The 20,106-nt window shown below is 61.6% G+C and carries 16 protein-coding genes, 1 tRNA gene and 1 pseudogene; 11 read left to right on the plus strand and 7 right to left on the minus strand.

Features of this window, described 5'->3' with window-relative positions:
- Positions 1-15 precede the first annotated feature (15 nt).
- Positions 16-2,382 carry an EAL domain-containing protein gene (locus tag ASD03_RS07565; RefSeq protein ID WP_025428050.1) on the minus strand — a complete coding sequence of 789 codons (2,367 nt, stop codon included), beginning with the start codon at positions 2,380-2,382 and terminating at the stop codon, positions 16-18.
- A gap of 132 nt (positions 2,383-2,514) precedes the next feature.
- Positions 2,515-3,735 (minus strand): ROK family transcriptional regulator, encoded by a 1,221-nt coding sequence (locus ASD03_RS07570; protein ID WP_025428051.1) that lies wholly within the window; start codon positions 3,733-3,735, stop codon positions 2,515-2,517.
- Between the two features lie 576 nt (positions 3,736-4,311).
- On the opposite strand from ASD03_RS07570, the gene xylF reads away from it, so the two are divergent.
- The 4 genes from xylF (at position 4,312) to ASD03_RS07595 (ending at position 8,287) form a co-directional block, all read left to right on the plus strand.
- Positions 4,312-5,349 (plus strand): D-xylose ABC transporter substrate-binding protein, encoded by a 1,038-nt coding sequence (gene xylF, locus ASD03_RS07575; protein ID WP_025428052.1) that lies wholly within the window; start codon positions 4,312-4,314, stop codon positions 5,347-5,349.
- A 340-nt stretch (positions 5,350-5,689) separates the two neighbouring features.
- Entirely contained in the window at positions 5,690-7,015 is a 1,326-nt protein-coding gene (locus ASD03_RS07580; RefSeq protein ID WP_025428053.1) for a sugar ABC transporter permease, read from the plus strand.
- Between the two features lie 15 nt (positions 7,016-7,030).
- The gene (locus tag ASD03_RS07585; protein WP_025428054.1) at positions 7,031-7,816 is read left to right on the plus strand and encodes an ATP-binding cassette domain-containing protein; all 786 of its coding nucleotides are present in this window, start codon (positions 7,031-7,033) and stop codon (positions 7,814-7,816) included.
- 394 nt (positions 7,817-8,210) lie between these two features.
- Positions 8,211-8,287 (plus strand) — tRNA-Arg (locus ASD03_RS07595).
- Positions 8,288-8,577: 290 nt separating this feature from the next.
- On the opposite strand, the gene ASD03_RS07600 is transcribed toward ASD03_RS07595, so the two are convergent.
- Both ASD03_RS07600 and ASD03_RS07605 read right to left on the minus strand, forming a co-directional pair.
- Positions 8,578-9,096: a GNAT family N-acetyltransferase gene (locus ASD03_RS07600; RefSeq protein WP_081788909.1), complete on the minus strand. Its 519-nt coding sequence runs from the start codon at positions 9,094-9,096 to the stop codon at positions 8,578-8,580.
- A gap of 379 nt (positions 9,097-9,475) precedes the next feature.
- The gene (locus ASD03_RS07605; protein WP_025428058.1) at positions 9,476-10,927 is read right to left on the minus strand and encodes a DUF1254 domain-containing protein; all 1,452 of its coding nucleotides are present in this window, start codon (positions 10,925-10,927) and stop codon (positions 9,476-9,478) included.
- 400 nt (positions 10,928-11,327) lie between these two features.
- Between ASD03_RS07605 and ASD03_RS40315 the strand changes: the two are divergent.
- Positions 11,328-11,549, plus strand: a pseudogene (locus ASD03_RS40315) (hypothetical protein); the annotation flags it as partial.
- 111 nt (positions 11,550-11,660) lie between these two features.
- Here the strand turns inward: ASD03_RS40315 and ASD03_RS07615 are convergent.
- Positions 11,661-12,566: an AraC family transcriptional regulator gene (locus tag ASD03_RS07615; RefSeq protein WP_025428060.1), complete on the minus strand. Its 906-nt coding sequence runs from the start codon at positions 12,564-12,566 to the stop codon at positions 11,661-11,663.
- A 98-nt stretch (positions 12,567-12,664) separates the two neighbouring features.
- Between ASD03_RS07615 and ASD03_RS07620 the strand changes: the two genes are divergently transcribed.
- Positions 12,665-13,408, plus strand: a complete 744-nt coding sequence (locus ASD03_RS07620; RefSeq protein ID WP_025428061.1) for an SDR family oxidoreductase — start codon at positions 12,665-12,667, stop codon at positions 13,406-13,408.
- A gap of 33 nt (positions 13,409-13,441) precedes the next feature.
- Here the strand turns inward: ASD03_RS07620 and ASD03_RS07625 are convergent, their stop codons facing one another.
- Together ASD03_RS07625 and rfbC are read right to left on the minus strand one after the other, a co-directional pair.
- Complete coding sequence (locus ASD03_RS07625; RefSeq protein WP_057212616.1) at positions 13,442-15,154, minus strand: adenylate/guanylate cyclase domain-containing protein; 1,713 nt, start codon at positions 15,152-15,154, stop codon at positions 13,442-13,444.
- 89 nt (positions 15,155-15,243) lie between these two features.
- Positions 15,244-15,777, minus strand: coding sequence for a dTDP-4-dehydrorhamnose 3,5-epimerase (rfbC, locus tag ASD03_RS07630; RefSeq protein WP_025428062.1), 534 nt, complete (start codon positions 15,775-15,777; stop codon positions 15,244-15,246).
- 234 nt (positions 15,778-16,011) lie between these two features.
- On the opposite strand from rfbC, the gene ASD03_RS07635 reads away from it, so the two are divergent.
- The 5 genes from ASD03_RS07635 (at position 16,012) to rfbG (ending at position 20,101) form a co-directional block, all read left to right on the plus strand.
- Positions 16,012-16,443: an acyltransferase gene (locus ASD03_RS07635; RefSeq protein WP_239637559.1), complete on the plus strand. Its 432-nt coding sequence runs from the start codon at positions 16,012-16,014 to the stop codon at positions 16,441-16,443.
- On the plus strand, positions 16,440-17,240 hold the full coding sequence (locus tag ASD03_RS07640) for an SDR family oxidoreductase (RefSeq protein WP_025428064.1): 801 nt from the start codon (positions 16,440-16,442) through the stop codon (positions 17,238-17,240). Before ASD03_RS07635 ends, ASD03_RS07640 begins: the two co-directional genes overlap by 4 nt.
- Positions 17,241-17,281: 41 nt before the next feature.
- The gene (locus ASD03_RS07645) at positions 17,282-18,058 is read left to right on the plus strand and encodes a cephalosporin hydroxylase family protein (protein ID WP_025428065.1); all 777 of its coding nucleotides are present in this window, start codon (positions 17,282-17,284) and stop codon (positions 18,056-18,058) included.
- Positions 18,059-18,272: 214 nt separating this feature from the next.
- Positions 18,273-19,040, plus strand: a complete 768-nt coding sequence (rfbF, locus tag ASD03_RS07650; protein ID WP_025428066.1) for a glucose-1-phosphate cytidylyltransferase — start codon at positions 18,273-18,275, stop codon at positions 19,038-19,040.
- On the plus strand, positions 19,037-20,101 hold the full coding sequence (rfbG, locus tag ASD03_RS07655; RefSeq protein WP_025428067.1) for a CDP-glucose 4,6-dehydratase: 1,065 nt from the start codon (positions 19,037-19,039) through the stop codon (positions 20,099-20,101). Before rfbF ends, rfbG begins: the two co-directional genes overlap by 4 nt.
- Positions 20,102-20,106: the final 5 nt, after the last annotated feature.

Consider the following 20,106-nt stretch of genomic DNA (forward strand, 5'->3'; position numbering starts at 1 on the left):
TTTCAGTTCATTGCCTCAGCCGTCCGCGCGCAATGGCGCATTCTCCCATCCGCCTGACTGCTCCTCCTGCCCGGTGCTCGGGGCAACGCCGGGCCTGCCAGTGAGAAAGCCCTGAACCTGGAGGCAGCCCTCGTCGACCAGGATCTGCCTTTGCCGCTCCGTTTCCACGCCTTCGGTTACGACAGGCAGGTTGAGGCTGTTGCCAAGCGCAATGATCGCCCTGACGATCGCGTGCGCCGAAGGGTCCTTGTCGATCACGGCAGTGAAGCTGCAATCGATCTTCAGCTTGTCGAACGGGAACGTCTGCAGGTTGCTGAGCGAGGAATGCCCGGTGCCGAAATCATCCATGACGATGCGCACCCCATGTATCCTCAGTCGTCCGAGGGTGGCGAGAACGTCTTCGCGATTGTGCAGAAGGGCCGCCTCGGTGATCTCCAGCTCCAACCGGCGCGGCTCCAGCCCCGTTCGCCGCAGGATACCAAAGATCTGATCGAAAAGATTGGGAAGCAGGAACTGCACCGGCGAGATATTGACCGAAACCGGTAGAGGCTCGTTCCATTTCGCCGCCTCCCTGCAGGCCTGCTCCAGCACCCATTCGCCGATCTGGATGATCGAACCGCTTTGCTCGGCGATCGGGATGAAGACATCGGGGCTGATGAGGCCACGCTCCGGATGCATCCAGCGCAAGAGCGCCTCGTAGCCCAGGATCCGATCGCCGCGCAGATCGACAAGCGGTTGATATTCAAGGAAGAGCTGCCGGCGAAGCACGGCATGGCGCAGGTCGTTTTCGATCTGCCGTCGCGTGCGCACGGTCTCGTCCATTTCCGTGTCGAAGAAGCAGGCGATCCCCTTGCCCGATTGTTTGGCGCGGTAGAGAGCGGTGTCGGCATTGTTGCGCAGCCGGTCAGCCGTGTCGCCATCAGCAGGGTAGATCGCAGCACCGATGCTGACGCCGACGGCGGTCGGATCGCGGTTCGTATCCATCTCGGCGGCAAAATAAGTCAGGATGCGGTCCGACAGGTGACGCGCCGCGTCGGGCTGTTCGCCACCCACCTGAAGAATGGCAAACTCGTCGCCGCCCAGCCGGGCGACGGTATCCCCCTCGCCGACCGCCTTGCGCAGGATGTCGGCGACCTTCATGAGGATGCGGTCCCCCTCGCCATGGCCGAAAATGTCGTTGACGGCCTTGAAGCGGTCGAGGTCGAGGCAAAGGATGGCAAGCTGCTCGTTCTTCGCCGCCGCCACCGTCATGACCTGGGCCAGGCGCCGGTCGAAGAAACCACGATTGGGAAGATCGGTCAGCACATCGTGGTGGGCCAGATGCTCGATAGTGCGCTCGGCTTCCTTGCGCGCGCTGAGGTCGCGCACGAAGATCACCTCGCATTCGCGGCCGCGATACTCGACCGTCCGGCACATGAACTCGACCGGCACGGACTGGCCGGCCACATTGATCAGATCGATTTCGCCGGGGCCGTCGCCGCGATGATGGCTCTGCAGCCCTTCCTCACCGAAGGCGAAAACCTCCGCCGGATCTCGGCCGGTGAGCTCCGAAACCTTCCATCCCGTCAGGCGCGCAAAACGCTCGTTGGTGTCGATGATGCGGCCTTCATGCACGATGGCCATGCCTTCCAGCGATGCATTGGCAAGCCCGCGCAGGTCGGTCAGATGCCGATCGACGAACAGCGCGCCGAAGGCCAGGATGATCAGCATGGTCGAGGCAGCAATGACCCCGCCGGCAAGCCAGGCCGGATGGATGGTATCGGCTGCCGGAATATCCGGCGCCGGTACCAGCGTGATGCCACTCATCGAGGTGAAGTGCAGGACGCAGATGGCAACGACGAGCAGCAGCGTCGAGACGACAAGCCTGCGGGCGTTGCGCAGCACATGAAACGCATGCAGCGCTGCCATCGCCAGCAGGGTGCCGGCGACGATGCCGAAAACCGTGAACCTTGCATCGTAGACAATGTGTCCCGGCATCTCGAGCGCCTGCATGCCGGTAAAGTGCATGGCGGCAATGCCGCCGCCCAGGATGACACCGCTAGATGCAAGGGCGTAGTGCGAGCGAGCGCCAAGCCCGACCGTGAAAGCAACCCAGGCGGCCGCGATCGCGAGAACGATCGAAAGCGTCGTCCCCCAGGCGCCATAGGAAACCGTCATCCCGCCATCATAGGCGAGCATGGCAATGAAATGAGTGGACCAGACGCCGATGCCGCAGGCAAAACCACTGACGGCGGTCCAAAGACCGCGCTGACTGCCTTCGCTTCGCTGGGCACGCAGCAGCAACAGCATGGTTGCGACGCAACCGGCCAGGCAAACCACGGCCGCCACCAGCACCAGACGCCAATCGTGATCATCGCGTATGCATGCAATCACTGAAAACATCATCGTCTCCCGCGTCAATGTCACATTGACAAGGAGTTGCTAAATAACTGTAAATTGTATTAGCTGGTTTGTTCGCCCTTGATACAACCCCAAAAATGGTTGCCTCGCCCGTCTCGCCAAAGCGGCTGTTCCTTAGTGCGATCCGGCCGTAGCAATCTCGCTGTCGATCTTGCCCAGAGCACGCTCGAGATGGCCGTCGAACACGAGCCGCTGTTCGTCGAGCACGACCGATATCTCGGGCGCGCCCTGAAGCCTGAGCTGGAGTGACTGGGATACGCCCTCCTCCAACCCGCCGCGCAAGAGATCGAAGTAGCGCGTGCCGGGGCCGGTAACGTAGATCGGCATACGCTCGTAAAGACTGAGCATGCGCGAGACGCCGTTGCCGAGCGCGATGCCAGCTTGGCGAAAGGCATAGCCGGCCATGCGATGCCCCTGGCGCGCACTCGCTGCGATCTTGTCCATTTCGGCAATTGGCACGAATTTCGCCGGGATCGTGTCGGCCGGCACTTCGAAGGCGGCCCGCAGAATGCCGTAGAAACCGGCAGCCGCTTCGATGCAGCCATAGGCGCCGCAACGGCACAGTCCGGCCGATGGCGCATGCAGCATGTGGCCGAAATTCGGCGCCGTCACGTCGATCTCGCCGAACCTGCCCTTGCGGGCAACGCCGAGGCCGATGCTGTGGCCGAGCGAGATGGCGGCAAGCGATCGAAATCCGCCGTCCGGCGCGCGCTCCGCTTCGGCCGCCAGCGCCTGTGCCACCAGCAGGGTCTCATTGTTGAGCATCACCCTCGCTCGCCATTCCGGCGCAAGCAACGCGGCAAAGTCGAGCTGCTCGCTGCCGAACACCGGAGACCAGAGCAGCCGTGCCGCGTCCGTATCGGCGTCGACCAGCCCCTTGCTGCTGATGGAGATGGCCAGCACGCGGTCGCGCGTCAGGCGCGAGCGCTGCAGCAGGCGCTCCAGCGCCTCGACGAAGGTGCGCGCAAACGCGTCCGTGCCGCGCTGGTCGTGATTGCGGCCCTCCTCGAAGCGGTCGAGCAGCGTGCCGCCATAGTCGGTCAGCGAATACTGCACCACATCCGAAGAGATACGCACGACGACGATGTAACCGCAGTCGCGACGTGGCGTGAACAGGACGCGCGGGCGCCCTCGTCCGCCCTGCACATGCTGTTCCGCCTTGGCGATCACTCCGGCGCGCTCGAGCTCGGCCGTGATCGCCGACACCGTCGCCGAGGCGAGCCCGGTTGCGGCGGAAATTTCGGTATGCGAGAGATTGCGGGCGCGCCGGAGCGCGGCAAGGACCAGCGCACTGTTCTGCTGACGCACGAGCTCAGTGCTGGACTTGGTCAGCATCATACGTCCTTGCCGGTGGCGGGTCCTTCGAACACATGCCCTCCCAAAGCATCTGTTGCACGGCGAGGCAAGGCACTGATCGCCTTGTCGACACCTCGTCAATCTCTGCCATTGATTTTCTCGACTGTCGAGAAATAATCCACAGACCCTTTCCGGCAGCGATGAGTGGCAATGAACTTGCTCGGCGCTGAGCGAGAAGGCTGTCATCAGAGCTGAAACGCACGGCCATTGATCAAGACCGAGCGGGGTCGCCGGCAAATCACGCGGCACCCGACCCGAGCTTGGCGGCCGGAACTGTTGAAATGACACAACAATCCCCTTCCCGCCTGCGTCCGTTTCACCCGGACCCTCACCGCACCCCCGGTGACGAGCCCAGGAAACCGGCGCATCGGCAGTCCATACGCAACCGGGTCGGCCGTGTTGACAGGCCGTGGATTCTCTGACATTCATTTTCTCGACTGTCGAGAAAATAAAACCGGACGATGTTTACGGTGGCATTTCGACAGCGTTGCAAGGCTGGTCGAGGATGGTGCGGGAGGTTCGCACGCTCAGCCGGCCGCCACTCGGGAGGATGAAATGAAATCCGTTTTGAAGCTGATGGCAGGGGCTGCCATCATCGCGTCGATGCATTCCGCAGCCATCGCCAAGGATCTGGTGGTCGGCGTTTCCTGGTCGAACTTCCAGGAAGAGCGTTGGAAAACCGACGAAGCCGCCATCAAGGCAGCACTTGAGGCATCCGGCGACAAGTACATTTCCGCTGACGCCCAGTCTTCCGCTGCCAAGCAGCTGACCGACGTCGAGTCGCTGATCGCCCAGGGTGCCAACGCTCTGATCGTGCTTGCACAGGATAGCGACGCCATCGGCCCGGCCATCGAAAAGGCTGCCGCCGAAGGCATTCCGGTTGTCGGCTACGACCGCCTGATCGAAAATCCGGCCGCCTTCTACATCACCTTCGACAACAAGGAAGTGGGCCGCATGCAGGCTCGCGAAGTGTTCAAGGTCAAGCCGGAAGGCAACTATGTCTTCATCAAGGGCTCGTCTGCCGACCCGAACGCCGACTTCCTGTTCTCCGGACAGATGGAAGTGCTGAAGGAAGCTGTCGACGCCGGCAAGATCAAGAGCGTCGGTGAAGCCTACACCGACGGATGGAAGCCGGAAAATGCCCAAAAGAACATGGAGCAGTTCCTGACCGCAAACGACAACAAGGTCGACGCGGTCGTCGCTTCCAACGACGGCACCGCTGGCGGTGCGATTGCAGCCCTCGATGCCCAGGGCCTCGCCGGCTCCGTTCCGGTCTCCGGCCAGGACGCCGACAAGGCAGCCCTCAACCGCGTCGCCCTCGGCACCCAGACCGTTTCGGTCTGGAAGGACTCGCGTGAACTCGGCAAGCGCGCAGCCGAAATCGCCGCCGAACTGGCGAGCGGCAAGAAGATGGAAGAAATCGCCGGCGTGACGGCCTTCAATGGCGGCCCCAAGGGCGTCGCCATGCAGTCGGTCTTCCTCGCACCGCTTCCGATCACCAAGGAGAACCTCAACGTCGTCATCGACGCCGGCTGGATCTCCAAGGACGAAGCTTGCCAGGGCGTCAAGGGCGACGTCGCTGCGTGCAAATAAGCCGCCCGGACAGAGTTGAGCTCTAACCTTCGACAAGCGCCGCAACGCAACCCGTTGCGGCGCTTGCGCAAGGTGTGACCGGGGCGGACAATGCCCGCTGCATGATCCCTTAAATCGGAAGCGATCTGAGGAGAGGATCATGAAGCATGCTTGAAGTTTTACAGCGTCCTTAGCGCGTCATATTTCACACGCGGCGCTGTAAGACCTTCAGGCACGCGTTGGCACGAACGAGAGAAGCGCTCGACAACTGTCTTCATCATCAGACTTGTCGCGTCCCATTCCGGTCTTTGGCGCCGGCGGATGCGGTGACATCAACAGAAAGTGGGGGGAAGGCACGTCCATGGCCGACATCACACAAGGCAATCAGACACAGAGCCAGGCCAACCGTGCCCGCAACGCGGACGAGAACCCGGTGAAGCGCTTCTTCCGCGCCACCGAGATCGATACCCGCTTGCTCGGCATGGTCGGCGCGCTGGCCATCATCTGGCTCGGCTTCGAGATCATGACCGGCGGCCTGTTTCTGACGCCGAGAAACCTTTGGAACCTGACGGTTCAAACCTCGTCCGTCGCCGTGATGGCGACCGGCATGGTACTGATCATCGTCACCCGCAACATCGATCTGTCGGTCGGCTCCGTGCTTGGCTTCTGCGGCATGATCATGGCGGTCATGCAGGTCAAGGTCCTGCCGCAATATCTCGGGCTCGAGCATCCCGCCATCTGGATCATCACGCTTGCCTGCGGCATCGCCGTCGGCGCCGCGATCGGCGCGCTCCAGGGCTCGATCATCGCCTTCCTCAACGTGCCGGCCTTCATCGTCACGCTCGGCGGCCTGCTCGTCTGGCGCGGTGCCACCTGGTTCGTCACCAGCGGCCAGACTGTTGCACCGATGAATTCCACCTTCCGCCTGATGGGCGGTGGCACCGAGGGGTCCATCGGGGCGACAGCCAGCTGGATTGTCGGCATCATCGCCTGTATCGCCATCGTCGGGGCCATCCTCAACTCGCGCAAGCAGCGCAAGCGCTTCGGCTTTCCGCTGCGCCCGGTCTGGGCCGAATATTTCCTCGGCATCCTCGGCTGCATCCTGGTGATGGGCGCGGTGGCGATCGCCAACCACTATTACTGGCCGGTCAACATTGCTCGCAAATATGCCGACGCCAACGGCATCGCCTGGCCGGACGGCGGCTTGCTCATCTCGCACGGTATCGCCATCCCCGTGCTGGTCGCCATCGCCGTCGGCATCGTCATGACATTCATCGCCACTCGCCTGCGCTTCGGCCGCTATGTCTTTGCGCTCGGGGGCAATCCTGAGGCAGCCGAACTGGCGGGGATCAAGACCCGCTGGGTCACCGTCAAGATCTTCATGCTGATGGGCGTGCTCTGCGCCATCGCCGCGGCGATCTCGACGGCCCGCCTCAACGCCGCAACTAACGCGCAAGGCGAGCTCGACGAGCTCTACACGATCGCAGCCGCGGTCATCGGCGGCACGTCGCTTGCCGGCGGCGTCGGCACGATCGCCGGCGCGATGATCGGCGCACTCGTCATGCAATCGCTGCAGTCGGGCATGGTGCTCTTGGGGATCGACTCGCCGTTCCAGCGCATCGTCGTCGGCGTGGTTCTTGTCGTCGCCGTCTGGCTCGACACGATCTACCGCGCCCGTGCCAAGTAAGAAGGAGTCCGACCAATGAAAGACCAACGCACTCCGCTCGTGGAAATGAAGAACATTTCCATCTCCTTCGGCGGCATCCATGCGGTCGACAACGCTTCCGTCGACCTCTACCCCGGCGAGGTCGTGGCGCTTCTCGGCCACAACGGCGCCGGCAAGTCGACGCTGATCAAGATCCTGTCGGGCGCCTACAAGCGCGACGGCGGCGAGATCCTGATCAATGGCGAAGCCGCCGACATCAGCAACCCGCGCGACGCCAAGAAATACGGCATTGAGACGATCTATCAGACGCTTGCCGTCGCCGATAACGTCGATGCGGCCGCCAACCTCTATCTCGGCCGCGAGCTGCGCACCCCCTGGGGCACGCTCGACGACGTGGCGATGGAGGCCAAGGCCCGCGAAGTCATGGGGCGTCTCAACCCCAACTTCCAGCGCTTCAAGGAACCGGTGAAGGCGCTTTCGGGCGGCCAGCGGCAGTCGGTGGCGATCGCCCGCGCGATCCTGTTCGACGCCCGCATCCTGATCATGGACGAACCGACGGCAGCCCTCGGGCCCCAGGAAACCGCCCAGGTCGGCGAGCTGATCAAGCAGCTGAAGCGCGAAGGCATCGGCATCTTCCTGATCAGCCACGACATCCACGACGTCTTCGACCTCGCCGACCGCGTCTCGGTGATGAAGAACGGCCAGGTCGTCGGCCAGGCCCGCACAGAGGATGTGACCAAGGACGAGGTGCTCGGCATGATCATCATGGGCAAGGTCCCGCCCAAGGCGATCCCCGGCCCCGGCGCCATGCAGACCGCCTAACCAACGACGCCACATGGCCCGGCAATCGCCGGGCCATGTGTTTCATCGGTTTAAGCGGAACCGAGTAGCAAGCTTCAAGGGCTTCAGCTCGCTTTACGAGTCATGTTCGACTCCGGTGCAGACCACCTCGACATCCCCACTGATCCATTCTGCATGCCCGACCTTTCCCCTCACCCGCACCGCCATGCCTGACACAAAGGGCACAGCTTGTCCCGCCCCGCCCGGCAGCCACATCAGGCCCATTCCAAAGCTCGACCATCGGCTGGCTTCCGCATCAATTTGTGAGCCGCTCGCAAATTCCCCTGCGAACTCCGTCATTTCACCATTGAAGCGACGCGCAAGCTAAGCTATGAACCGCTCACAGTCCGCTTCGGCGGCCTTGCTGCAAACGGATGCACCCGTAGCTCAGCTGGATAGAGTGTTGGATTCCGATTCCAAAGGTCACAGGTTCGAATCCTGTCGGGTGCGCCATCTTTCCACCATTCCAGAACAATGATGGTGCTAGGTCCGCGCCCGCCGCCGACCGGACGTTTTCCTTCTATCAGTTGCCCAGGGCCGTATTTCCGCCGAAGACGTCATGAACTGCCCAGCCAGTATGTCCGTGACAGGCTGACGTGGCTCGCGCGCCTTGAGCATCCTCACCCCCTCAAGAAGACGATCCTCTGCGAGCCCGCTCGTTACCGCCAGCCGCTGCCATTTGTCCTCGTGTTGTCGCCGAGTTGATACAAACGCGGTATCTGCGGCCATGGCGTGCCAAGAAGCTATCCCGCCAGAGGGGCTTCCATGAAGATGAGATGGTTGCACAGTTCAGGAGGTGCGTCGTAATAAGGCGCGATCTCCTGGAATCCGAGAGAGCGGTAGAGGCTCAGCGCCTCATCGTGGTTGCGGCCGGTATCCAGCCGCATGGTCGCGTAGCCCCGCTCAGCAGCCACGCGCACGATGTTTTCGGCGAGACGGCGGCCCAGCCCTAAGCCTCGGCCCTCGGGGCTGATGAACATGCGCTTCATCTCGCATGTGTGTTCATCGATCCGCTGCATCATAACACAACCGACCACCTTTCCGTTCAGGCGGGCAACAAGGATCTCGCCATGTGGAGCCGAGTGGATCCTCGGCAGGCTGTCCAGGAGCGCGGCCCATTCTTCTGGTGTGTAATAGCGGTCGACGAACCAAGCGTTTTCGCCGTAGCGTGACCGGCACCAGTCGATGAAGCTGTTGCACAAGGCTCGAATGGCAGGGAAGTCGTCAGGCCCGGCTGGGCCGATCTCCGAGTTCTGTTCCACCTCTGTGCCCCACTCACAAATTTTGCATCGGCAAAGCGGGCGCTCCTTCCCGAGTTCCATGGACGCCGAAAAGGAGGCCGGGATCGAGTCGGGCTCAAGCAATCGCCCGCTGGCATTTGGAAATTTTCCTGCCCAGTGGCTCCATCGAACTTCGTGGATTGTGCTCACGCTATAATCAACTGTAGTCGAAAAAGGTCTTGCTGACTATCTGCCAGCGCTTTTCGGTTGTCAGACGAAGACCGCCGAAAATTCGAGCTGTTGGTTGAAGAGTTGCGGATTGCCACAAACTAGGTTTTTGCCAGTAGCCGTTCACACGGCCACTGGCAAAACACATCTCAAGCCCGAGTTGTCTCCCAGCCGAGGTTTGCTGTTCGAAAACTCACTGAGTAGCCAGGGCCGGAAGCTGCACCTTCCTGACGGGCGGCGGATTCCATTTTCCGATCAGCGCTTCGGATTTCGGAGCGTACATGCGCATCGTCAGAGTGAACGCTCCCTTCGGTGTAGGCAGCCAGTTGGCCTCCTTATCCGGACCGGGGGACTCGTTTTGAATGTAGAGATCAAGCGAGCCATCTGCGTTGTCTTTGAACGGCATCCAGCTACTGAGTGCGAAACGTTCGAGGCTGTTGCCAACCTGAAATCCGGCTGCGTCGTACAGCGTGATCGACCAGAAAGCGTTGACGGGCGGCATGGCATTCTTTTCGAACGCTATCGTGTATTTATTCGCGCCATCGAGCGGCTGCCCTGACTCGTCGGCGAGATTGAGAGGGTAGATGGCATCTTCCGGCAGATTCGCGCCAAGGCCTTGCTGCGCAACAATGGCCCGCTTCAAATAGTAGTTGCCGTATACTCCCATCGTATCGGTATTCATCGACCAGCCGTTCTCTACCCTCGCCAACGTCGCCAGCTTCCATTCCATCAGTCTCTGGGCGACTTGCGGCGCGCTCTCCAAGGCTTTCTGTACGGTCGGATCGAGCTTGCTCATGTCAAAGCTCTTGCCGGGTTCGATGCCGATCTTCTTCATCTCCGCGAGGATCGGTTGATCGGTCAGGTGGGGCGGCTCGACCTTGAGCAGTTCGGCGGCATATGCGAAATACTTGCCAGCGTCCATCGTATCGACCTGGATCTTTGGCGGTGTCTTCATGTCGACGCTGGGATCGATTTTAACCTCAACCGGCTTCGCTGACTTGCCCCAGTCCGATAGGAGCGTAACCTTGTACCCCGCTTGGATCTTGTGTACGGCATCGTAGTCAGCCGGGCCGTCGGTCTTTGTCCGACCGATAACCCAGACATGCGTCGTCGGCGCTTCAATTCGCTGGGTGTTCTCGGGGAGCTTGAACTCCTCAATGAACTTGTCGCGCAAGTCGGGTCTCCAGCCCGGCGGCGTGACAAGGAATGTCCCTGCGGTTGTGCCCGTGGTCCGCCAACCCGGCGACGCAAAAACATCCGTCCACATGTCCAGCATCGGAAGCAGGTAATAGCGTCCGTCGGTATCCGGAGCACTGATGACTACGGGCTCCTTCGTCATGTCGAGCCACGCGGAGGAATACAGCGTGTCGAAGTTTGGGCGGACCACACCCTTGAAATCCGCCGGAGGATACTCGGGAACGTTGGTGAAGACGTTCATCGGACCCTTCCCGAATTCCTTGCCGGGTTCGACGTTGGTGAATGTCTTTCGGCTGATGTCCATGGACAACAGCGGGTAGAAATACACATAGGCGTCCACGGCAATAGAGTGCGCCTCTGCCTCGGTAAGAGCGGGCTGCGCGGCCTGAGCCATCGCTGACTGCCCTAAAACTAGTCCTAGGGACAGACCGATCACGTGCCTGTTCATGGTGTTCTCCCGTTGCTTTATTTAACGGCTCACGTGGGTGATGCCCGCCCGAGGCAGCCTTTTCGCAAAGCTCCGTAGTAGCAAGTACGTTACGGTAACTTACGGCGTTCGCCCCCTCCTTGGCGGCCCATCGTCCTGCGGGGCCGGAGTATCATGAATGCTCTGGACGACTGAGGGTGGAGCGTACTTTGGCTCAGCGACCACTGGTTAGCGTGTACGTTTTCAGGAATGGGCGAAAGAGCCCCCTCATCGTGTTAGCGCGATGTGTGTCGCCTGCGCCTTAAAGGGCTTGCCCTGTCGCGTCATGGCGGTGTTAAAACAGAGCGTTCGCCGTGGGAAAGTTCTACGAGATCTTCTTTCTGCGCGGGAGAAAGCACCGGGCATCCGACGCTTTCAGCCTAGAGGTATCATGCAGTCCAGCTTCTGGGCGATGCTGGGCGCCGCCGACGCCTTGTCCCATGCCGCAGCGACAGCAGAAATCACCGCTCAGCAGGCGCAAGACGAACTCTTTGAGATCATCGTGGCCATGGTCAGCAGGACACCAGGAAGCGCGCAACGAGTTGATTTCCAAGTAACGTTGGAAACCAAATCCCTTCTGCCGTCCCGATTACTCCGACACTGAGCCGCGCTGCACGACACCCAAGGCTATAGCGAGCCAAAACACTCAAGGGCAGAACAAATCTATCGATACGCATCGGGAGATTGGCACAGCATATCGGCTGGCGCCGAGCGACTACCCCTCTGCACCCGCCCGCGCATACCGTCCCGGCGCCTGTCCAACGTGCCGGCTGAAGGCGGTGCTGAAGGTGCTGGCCGAGCCGTAGCCGACCCGTTCGGCGACATCGGCGATTTCGGCGTTGTGGCTGCGCAGCAGGTCCTTTGCCATCGCCATGCGCCAGGCGAGCAGGTATTCCATCGGCGCCAGGCCAACATTGCGCGTGAACCTTTCGAAGAACGCCGAACGAGAGAGCCCGGCCGCCTTCGCAAGCTCGGCCACTGTCCAGGAGCGCGCCGGGTTGCCGTGCATCACCCTGATCGCTTCCGCCAGCCGTTGATCGGCGAGCCCGCGCAACAATCCCGGCGGAGCGTCCGGCCGCTGGGTCAGCCGCAGCGCCTCGATGAGCAGCACTTCGACCAGGCGCGCCAGTACCAGATCGCGACCGGCGCGCTGTTCGGCGGCTTCTTCTGTCAACAGCCGAACCAGGATCGAAAGTCGCTCGGCGCCGCGCACATGCACCTGCGCCGGCAGCAGCGACACCAGCAATCCCGCATCCTCCGTTGCAAAGACGAAGTAGCCGCCGAGCAGCCGCACGCTTGGCGGTCCATCGAGGTCGCCGTGGCGAACCTCGTCGCCCGGATCAGGTGTTGCCTTCGGGTCGATGAATTCAGGGGTAACCGGCTCGAAGCCCGACATGGTGAAGCCCGGCGTTGTCGGCAGCAGGACGAAATCGCCCGCCTCAAGCGCCAGCACGTCCTGACCGTCGACCGCCAGACGGCAGGCACCTTCGAGAACGGTGCAGAAGCCGGGATGACCGAAATCGGAATAACGCACGCCCCAGCGGCCGGCACCGCTGATGCTTTTCGTAAACACTGCGCGGGGTCGCAGCAGCGTGATGATTTCCGAGAGTGGATCGATCATTTCCGGACTATCGCAAATCAAATACGGACTTTCAATTATATATCGTCCGGTTTTCGCTCGGTATCATGACACCATCTGAACCGAACAAGGAAATTGTCATGAAAACCGTATTGATCACTGGCTGCTCGTCCGGCTACGGCCTCGAAACCGCCCGCCTCTTTCACGCCAACGGCTGGAACGTGGTCGCGACCATGCGCACGCCGCGCGAGGATATCCTGCCCCGGTCGGAGCGCATGCGTATCGTGCAGCTTGACGTCACCGACCCCGACAGCATTTCGGTGGCACTGGAGGTAAGCGGTCCGATTGATGCGCTCGTCAACAATGCCGGTATCGGCGTGGTCGGGGCTTTCGAGGCAACGCCGATGGCTCATGTGCGGAAGATCTTCGAGACCAACACGTTCGGCGTCATGGCAATGACACAGGCGGTGATCCCGCAATTGCGCCGCAGGCGGTCCGGCGTCGTGGTCAATGTGACATCAAGCGTGACGCTCGCCGCCATGCCTCTTGCCGCCGCCTATACCGCCAGCAAGACGGCAATCGAGGGGTTTACCGGGTCGCTTACCCACGAGCTTCGCGCCTTCGGCGTGCGCGCCAAACTGGTCGAGCCCGGCTACGCTCCGAGCACGCGGTTTTCGCAAAATGTCGGCGTGCGCATCGAAGATCTGATCCCTGAAACCTATGCGGCCTTCGCGCAGCCGATCTTTGCCGCTTTTGCAAACCCGGCCCTGATTACCACGGAGAGCGATGTGGCGGACGCGGTATGGCGCGCTGCAAATGATACGTCGGAACAGCTGCATTTCCCGGCGGGGGCCGACGCCGTGGCTTTGGCGCGCGCGAGCTGAAACCGAGGGCGGCGTCATCCGCCGACAGCGCCATCAGGCCAATGGCAAGCCCGCGGCATGCACGCGATCGACAAGCGCTTCGGTGATCGTCCGATCCCTAAAGAACTCCTGGGTGCGGATATAGCCGGCCGTCAGTTTTGGATCGAGCGCCTGGATCTGCGCCACCAACTGGCGCGCCCGGTCAATATCGCCGCGCGCCATCCGCGCGGCGATACGATAGATCAGCGTGCGCCGGGTCTGATAGGGAAGCGCCCGCGCCACGGCAAAAAGCTCGTCATGCCGGCCGAGCACATAGAGCGAGGCGACGCGCTCCTCTACAATCCACACCGGTAGAAACGGGTCCAGCATCTCCGCCCGGTCGAGCAGCTCGAGCGCCCGCTCCGCCTGGTTCGCATAGGTGTAGAAAGCCGCACAACGGCCCGCGATGTAGGCATCGTTGGGCGCCAGGTCTATCGCCCGCTCGTGATGATGCCGCGATGCCGCGAAGTCGCCTTCCATGCACTTGATCGCACCCATGATGCGATGGGAGTCCGGGTCGGTAGGATCGAGATCGAGCGCGTGTGCGACCTGCTGCTCGCCGGCCGAAAGGTCGAAATCGGGCAGGTTGCTCCAGGCGCACACATGCATGGCGACCGGCCGTCCGAAGGTTGGATCCGCATCCATCGAGCGCTCGAACCAGTGCATGGCTTCGCCGATATGCCGATCGGCGACACCGATCAGGCGATGGTGGTCGAGGCCAAGCAGGTAGTACTCGTAGGCCGACATGTTGTCCGGCCGCTTCAGCCGCGCGGCGACCAGCTCCGCCTGCTCTATCCGTCCTGCCACTGTTGCGGCGATGCGGGCGGTCACCTCGTCGATGATGGCAAGCAGCTCCTCGAACGGCCGCTCGATCCGGTCGGACCAGACCAGATGCCCGTGGGTCGTCTCGCACAGCGACACGTTGAGCCGCACGAGGCTACCCAGTTTGCGCACGGAGCCCGAAACGACATAGCGCACCCCCAGTGCCCTCCCCACCTCGACGGGATCACGGATGGCAAGGACCACGGAGGCCGACCGCGAGCTGACGAACAGGCTCTTCAGCCGGCCGAGCTCCAGCGTGAGGTCGTCGGTCAGCCCCTCCGTCAGGAAGGACTGGTCGTCTTGACCGGCAGCGAAGGCGACGAAGGGCGTGACGATCACCGAATTGGGCCGCATCGCGGCCGGCGGCGCCTCGCGCGTCGGCGCCGAGAGAAACCGATGCCTGTCGATCGTCGTCCCGACCCGATAGACACGCATCGGCTCGCTGACACCCTTGAAGCGACGCTCGCCGATCTCTTCGAAGGCGCAGGGCGAGACCCGCCGCACCTGCTCGTACAGAGCTTGGGAAACTTCGATTTCGCCGGCGGCAGCACTCGATTGCAGCCTGGCGGCGAGATTGACACCGTTGCCCCTGAGGTCGTCGCCGACGGCAAGCACATCGGCAAGATGCAACCCGAAGCGCATGTGGTTGGGCGTGGCATCGGGGATGGCCGCAAGCGAGCTGCGCGCCTCCATGGCTGCGCGAAGGGCGTTGACCGGGCTCGTGAACTCTGCAAGCACGGCATCGCCGGCGGTGTTGAAGACCCGGCCATCATGGCGCGCGACCGTGTCGCCCACGGCCTTCAGGCACGCAGAGACGCATTCGACGGCTTCTTCCTCATGGGATTCCATCGCCGCGGTCGACCCGACGAAATCCGCCACCATGATCGCAACCAGCTTGCGCTGCATCTCCATCGCCTCGCCGACACTCGGCCGCCAGCGCGAGAGGATAGCACAATGCAAGGGATCAGGCAGCAGACGCTATTTTAGCAATCGCTTCATATATAGGTGAATGCCTGGTCGCGCGCCGACATCTGGGCGACAGGCAACGGCCAGCCGATCGCCAGCTTCGGATCGAACGCATTGAGCCCGCCCTCCGCCTCCGGCGCATAGGGTTTGTCATGCAGGTAGATCAGTTCGCAGTCTTCGCAGAGCGTCTGAAATCCATGCGCAAATCCACCGGGGATCATCATCGATCGCGCGTTCTCTGCGCTCAGAACCTCGCCGTGCCATTGCAGGTAGGTGGGCGAACCCGGGCGCAGATCGACGGCGACATCGAAGACGGAGCCGGCGAGACAGGACACGAACTTGGCCTCGTCATGCGGCGCACGCTGAAAATGCATCCCACGGATCGTGCCCTTGAGGTGCGTCATCGTGTGGTTGATCTGGGCGATCGTGCCATCGGCGCCGAAATCGGCAAGCTCTTCGCGGCAAAAGAAGCGCGAGAGGAACCCGCGCTCGTCGCCAAAGCGCTGACGCTCGATGACCAAAAGATCGGGGATGGGTGTGGCGATACGATTGAAACGCGACATCGGCTTTCTCGTGGAACGGGTCGGTGGGCAGAACAAGGGTCGTGTTCCAGCCCGCAGATATTGACGGCCAACAAATTCTCAGGACATAAGACGCGCGGAAATGCAAGCACGGACAAGCGTAGTGTGACCCTGCAGGGTGCGACTGGTGCAGGCCGTGCACAGCGAACGGCTTGAACAATGATCGAGGCACACCTCACGGCGCGGATAAGCGACCTGGCTGATTTGGAAGCCTCCGTGCGCGGTTCGAAATACGTGATCGGCGAGAACTCGGTCATCGACAGTTTCGTGAAGTTCAAGCCGGCCGGCGGCAGTGGCGACATCGTGATCGGCCGCAACTGCACGATCAACAGTGGATGCGTTTTCTACAGCGGTCACGGCATCACCATCGGCGACAATGTCTTGATCGCCGCGAATTGTACGCTTGCACCCGTCAATCACGAATTCCGCGACAAGAGCCGCCCGATACGTGAGCAGGGCTTCCAGGAAAGCAGAGGCGGTATCGTCATCGAGGACGATGTCTGGCTTGGGGCCAATTGTGTGCTTCTCGATGGAACTATCCTGCGCAAGGGCTGCGTGATCGCGGCAGGCAGCATCGTGCGCGGCACGGTCGAGGCCTATTCGATCACCGGCGGGAATCCATTGAGAACCCTGGGATATCGATCTTGAGATTTACCCTGCTCGGCGCCCGCGGCTTTGTCGGGCGCCACCTGTTGACCTATCTGACGTCACTCGGCCACGAAGTGATCGCCCCTGCACGCGACGCCCGCCTGACCGAGGCCTGCCATGGCACGCATGTGATCTACGCCATAGGGCTTACGGCCGACTTTCGGCAGAGACCTTTCGATACGATCGAGGCGCATGTCAGCTTGGCCGCCGAACTGCTGCGAGACTGCGACTTCACGTCGTTTCTCTATTTGTCGTCGACGCGGGTCTATGCCGGCAGCACGAACACGGACGAATTGGCAGCTTTGACCGTTCGCCCCGGCAACCCATCGGATCTGTACAATCTCTCCAAGCTTTCAGGTGAGGCAATCTGCAATGCGTCCGGCAGGCCGAATGTGCGCATCGCCCGCCTGTCCAACGTCGTCGGGCCGGCATCGGCCACATCGGAGAGTTTCATCGGCGATCTCTGTCGGGAAGCAGCGGCCGGTCACATCACGCTGCGGAGCAGTATGGCGTCGGCCAAGGACTATATCTGGATCGACGACGCGGTTAAACTCTTGACGCAAATTGCCGAAAATGGACAGGAAACGATCTACAACGTGGCGAGCGGTCAACAGACCAGCAATGCTGACTGGGTGACTGGGCTCGCTCGCCACACGGGCTGCCGGGTTGACGTCGCCGACCATGCTCCGACAATCACATTCCCACCGATAGACATCGACCGCATACGGGCCGAGTTCGCGTTTAAACCAGAGCGCGTTATCGACAGAATTGCGGACATACTCTCGTTTGCCCCTTAAAACACGCTGGCGATCCTCAGCATCGACCGAAAGGACTTCGGATGGACCCGATCAAGCAATTCTCCGCAGAGCGCATGGCTGCCATTGCCGGCTACGGCACCGACGAGGCGTTCACCGCGCTGTCGTCGCAATGGCGGCAGATGTCCATGGACAAACGCTACGTCTACAATTTCGACTGGATGGGGCGCCCGATCATCCAGTATCCGCAGGACATCCAGGCGATGCAGGAACTGGTCTGGGCGACAAAGCCGGACCTGATCATCGAGACCGGTATCGCGCATGGCGGCTCGATCGTTCTGAGCGCCTCGCTGCTGGCGATGCTGGATATGTGCGATGCGATCGAAAAAGGCGTCACGATCGATCCGAAGGTCTCGAACCGCAAGGTGATCGGCATCGATATCGACATCCGCAAGCACAATCGCAAGGCCATTGAAGAGCATCCAATGGCGTCGAGAATCCAGCTGATCGAAGGTTCCTCGATCGCCAAGGACGTCGTTGACCAGGTTCAACAGGCGGCGCAGGGATACGAACGGGTAATGGTGTGCCTCGACTCCATGCACACGCACGATCACGTGCTCGCCGAACTGGAAGCCTATGCCCCCCTCGTCACCTCGGGATGCTACTGCGTGGTGTTCGATACATTCGTCGAGGACCTCCCACGGGACTTCTTCAATGACCGTCCGTGGAACGTCGGCGACAACCCCAAGACGGCCGTGCGCGCCTATCTGGCGGACCATCCCGAATTCAGCGTCAATGGCGAAATTGACGGCAAGCTTCTGGTGACCGTGGCTCCGGAGGGCTTTCTTCTCAGGGCCTAGCAGCCCGTTGGAGAACCCACTCGTCAGCGTATCGATCGAAAGTGTGCGTCAAAAAAAGCGATTTCTCGCTGCCAATAAACCGAAATTGCGTAAGCGATTGCAGATGTAGATCGGGCAAGCGGCTGCTGATATAGAGGGGCCGTCCGCGGCAGATAGCGCTATTGGAGCAATCCTTCACGGTATTATATCGTAAACTGCGTCAAGGGGCAGTCGTATGAAAGTTGTCATTCTTGCGGGTGGCTACGGGACCCGCATCTCGGAAGAGAGCCATCTGCGCCCGAAGCCGATGATCGAGATCGGCGGGCGGCCGATCCTCTGGCACATCATGAAGATCTATAGCCACTATGGCTTCTCGGACTTCGTCATCTGCCTCGGTTACCGTGGCTATATGATCAAGGAGTACTTCTCCAACTACATCCTCCACTCATCCGACGTGACCTATGACATGGCGACGGGTGAAACGCTGTTTCACTCCAACAAGGCTGAACCTTGGCGCGTGACACTGGTAGATACGGGCACGGAATCGATGACCGGTGGACGGCTGAAGCGCGTGGCGGACCACTTGGGTGATACGTTCTGCCTGACCTATGGGGACGGCGTTGCCGATGTCGATATCAAGGCGCTGACCGACTTTCATCTTCGCCACGGCAGAGAAGCAACGGTTACCAGCGTCATGCCGCCGGGGCGTTACGGTGCGCTGGCGACCCATGACGGCGAGGTGCGAAGCTTCACGGAAAAGCCGGCCGGCGACAACGGCCGCATCAATGGCGGCTTCTTCGTGCTGAACCGAAGCGTTCTCGATCGCATCGAGGGCGACAGCACGTCCTTCGAGGGCAAGCCACTGGAGGGCCTTGCCAGAGACCGGCAACTGATGGCCTTCCCCCACGATGGCTTCTGGCGACCGATGGATACCCTGCGCGACAAGACCCAACTCGAAGAGCTCTGGCAGCAGGGCTCGGCGCCGTGGAAAATCTGGGCATGAGCCGCCTGGCAAACCGGAACTTCTGGGCGGGCAAGCGCATCTTTCTAACCGGGCATACCGGGTTCAAGGGAAGCTGGGCGCAGCTGTGGCTCAGGCAAATGGGTGCCGACGTCACCGGCTATGCGCTGGCGCCGCTCGCCGAGCCGTCGTTGCACACCCTTTTGCGACAGGCTGACGGCAAGGAGCATCTCGGCGACATCCGCAACGCCGATGCGCTCGCGGCCGCGGTGCAAAAGAGCAATCCCGAGATCATCCTGCACATGGCGGCACAGCCGCTGGTGCGAGAAAGCTACAGAACCCCTGCCGAAACATTCGATGTCAATGTCATGGGCACCGTGCGCCTGCTCGAGGCAGCACGCATTGCTCCGGCATTGAAGGCAATCGTCGTGGTCACGACCGACAAGGTCTACCGCAACGACGAAAGCGGAAGGCACTTTCCCGAAGATGCGACGCTCGGCGGGCACGATCCCTATTCCGGCTCCAAGGCCGCCTGTGAACTGGTCGTCTCGACCTGGCGTGATGCCTTCCTGCGTGAGCGCGGCATCCGGGTAGCGACAGCACGCGGCGGCAACGTGCTCGGTGGCGGCGATTTTTCGACCGACCGACTGGTGCCCGACATTGTCCGCGCTGCTCTGTCCGGCAAGGCGCTCGATATTCGCAGCCCCATGGCGACGAGGCCGTGGCAGCATGTGCTTGACTGCCTCAACGGCTATTTCGTCTATGCCGAAGCGCTCTATGCCGGCGAGACTGCCGTTGATGCCCTGAACTTCGGCCCCTCGCCTGCCGAGCGTCAGATCCCCGTCCGTGACGTCGCCTCAGCGGTCCAGGCCGCGATGGGCCTGCCGCCGCAATGGCGCGATGTTTCCTCGACCGACCAGCCGCGGGAAATGCAGACGCTCGGGCTCGATCCGGCGCTTGCCGCCATGACTCTCTCTTGGGCCTCCCGACTTTCGCAAGACGAAGCGATCGCGTGGACGGCAAACTGGTACGACGGTTGGCGCAAGGGCGGCGACGCTCGCGCTCTGACGCTCGACCAGATCGACGCATTCATGAAAGGCTGACGACC

The organism is Ensifer sp. Root127, from assembly GCF_001425225.1.
GTDB lineage: Bacteria > Pseudomonadota > Alphaproteobacteria > Rhizobiales > Rhizobiaceae > Ensifer > Ensifer canadensis.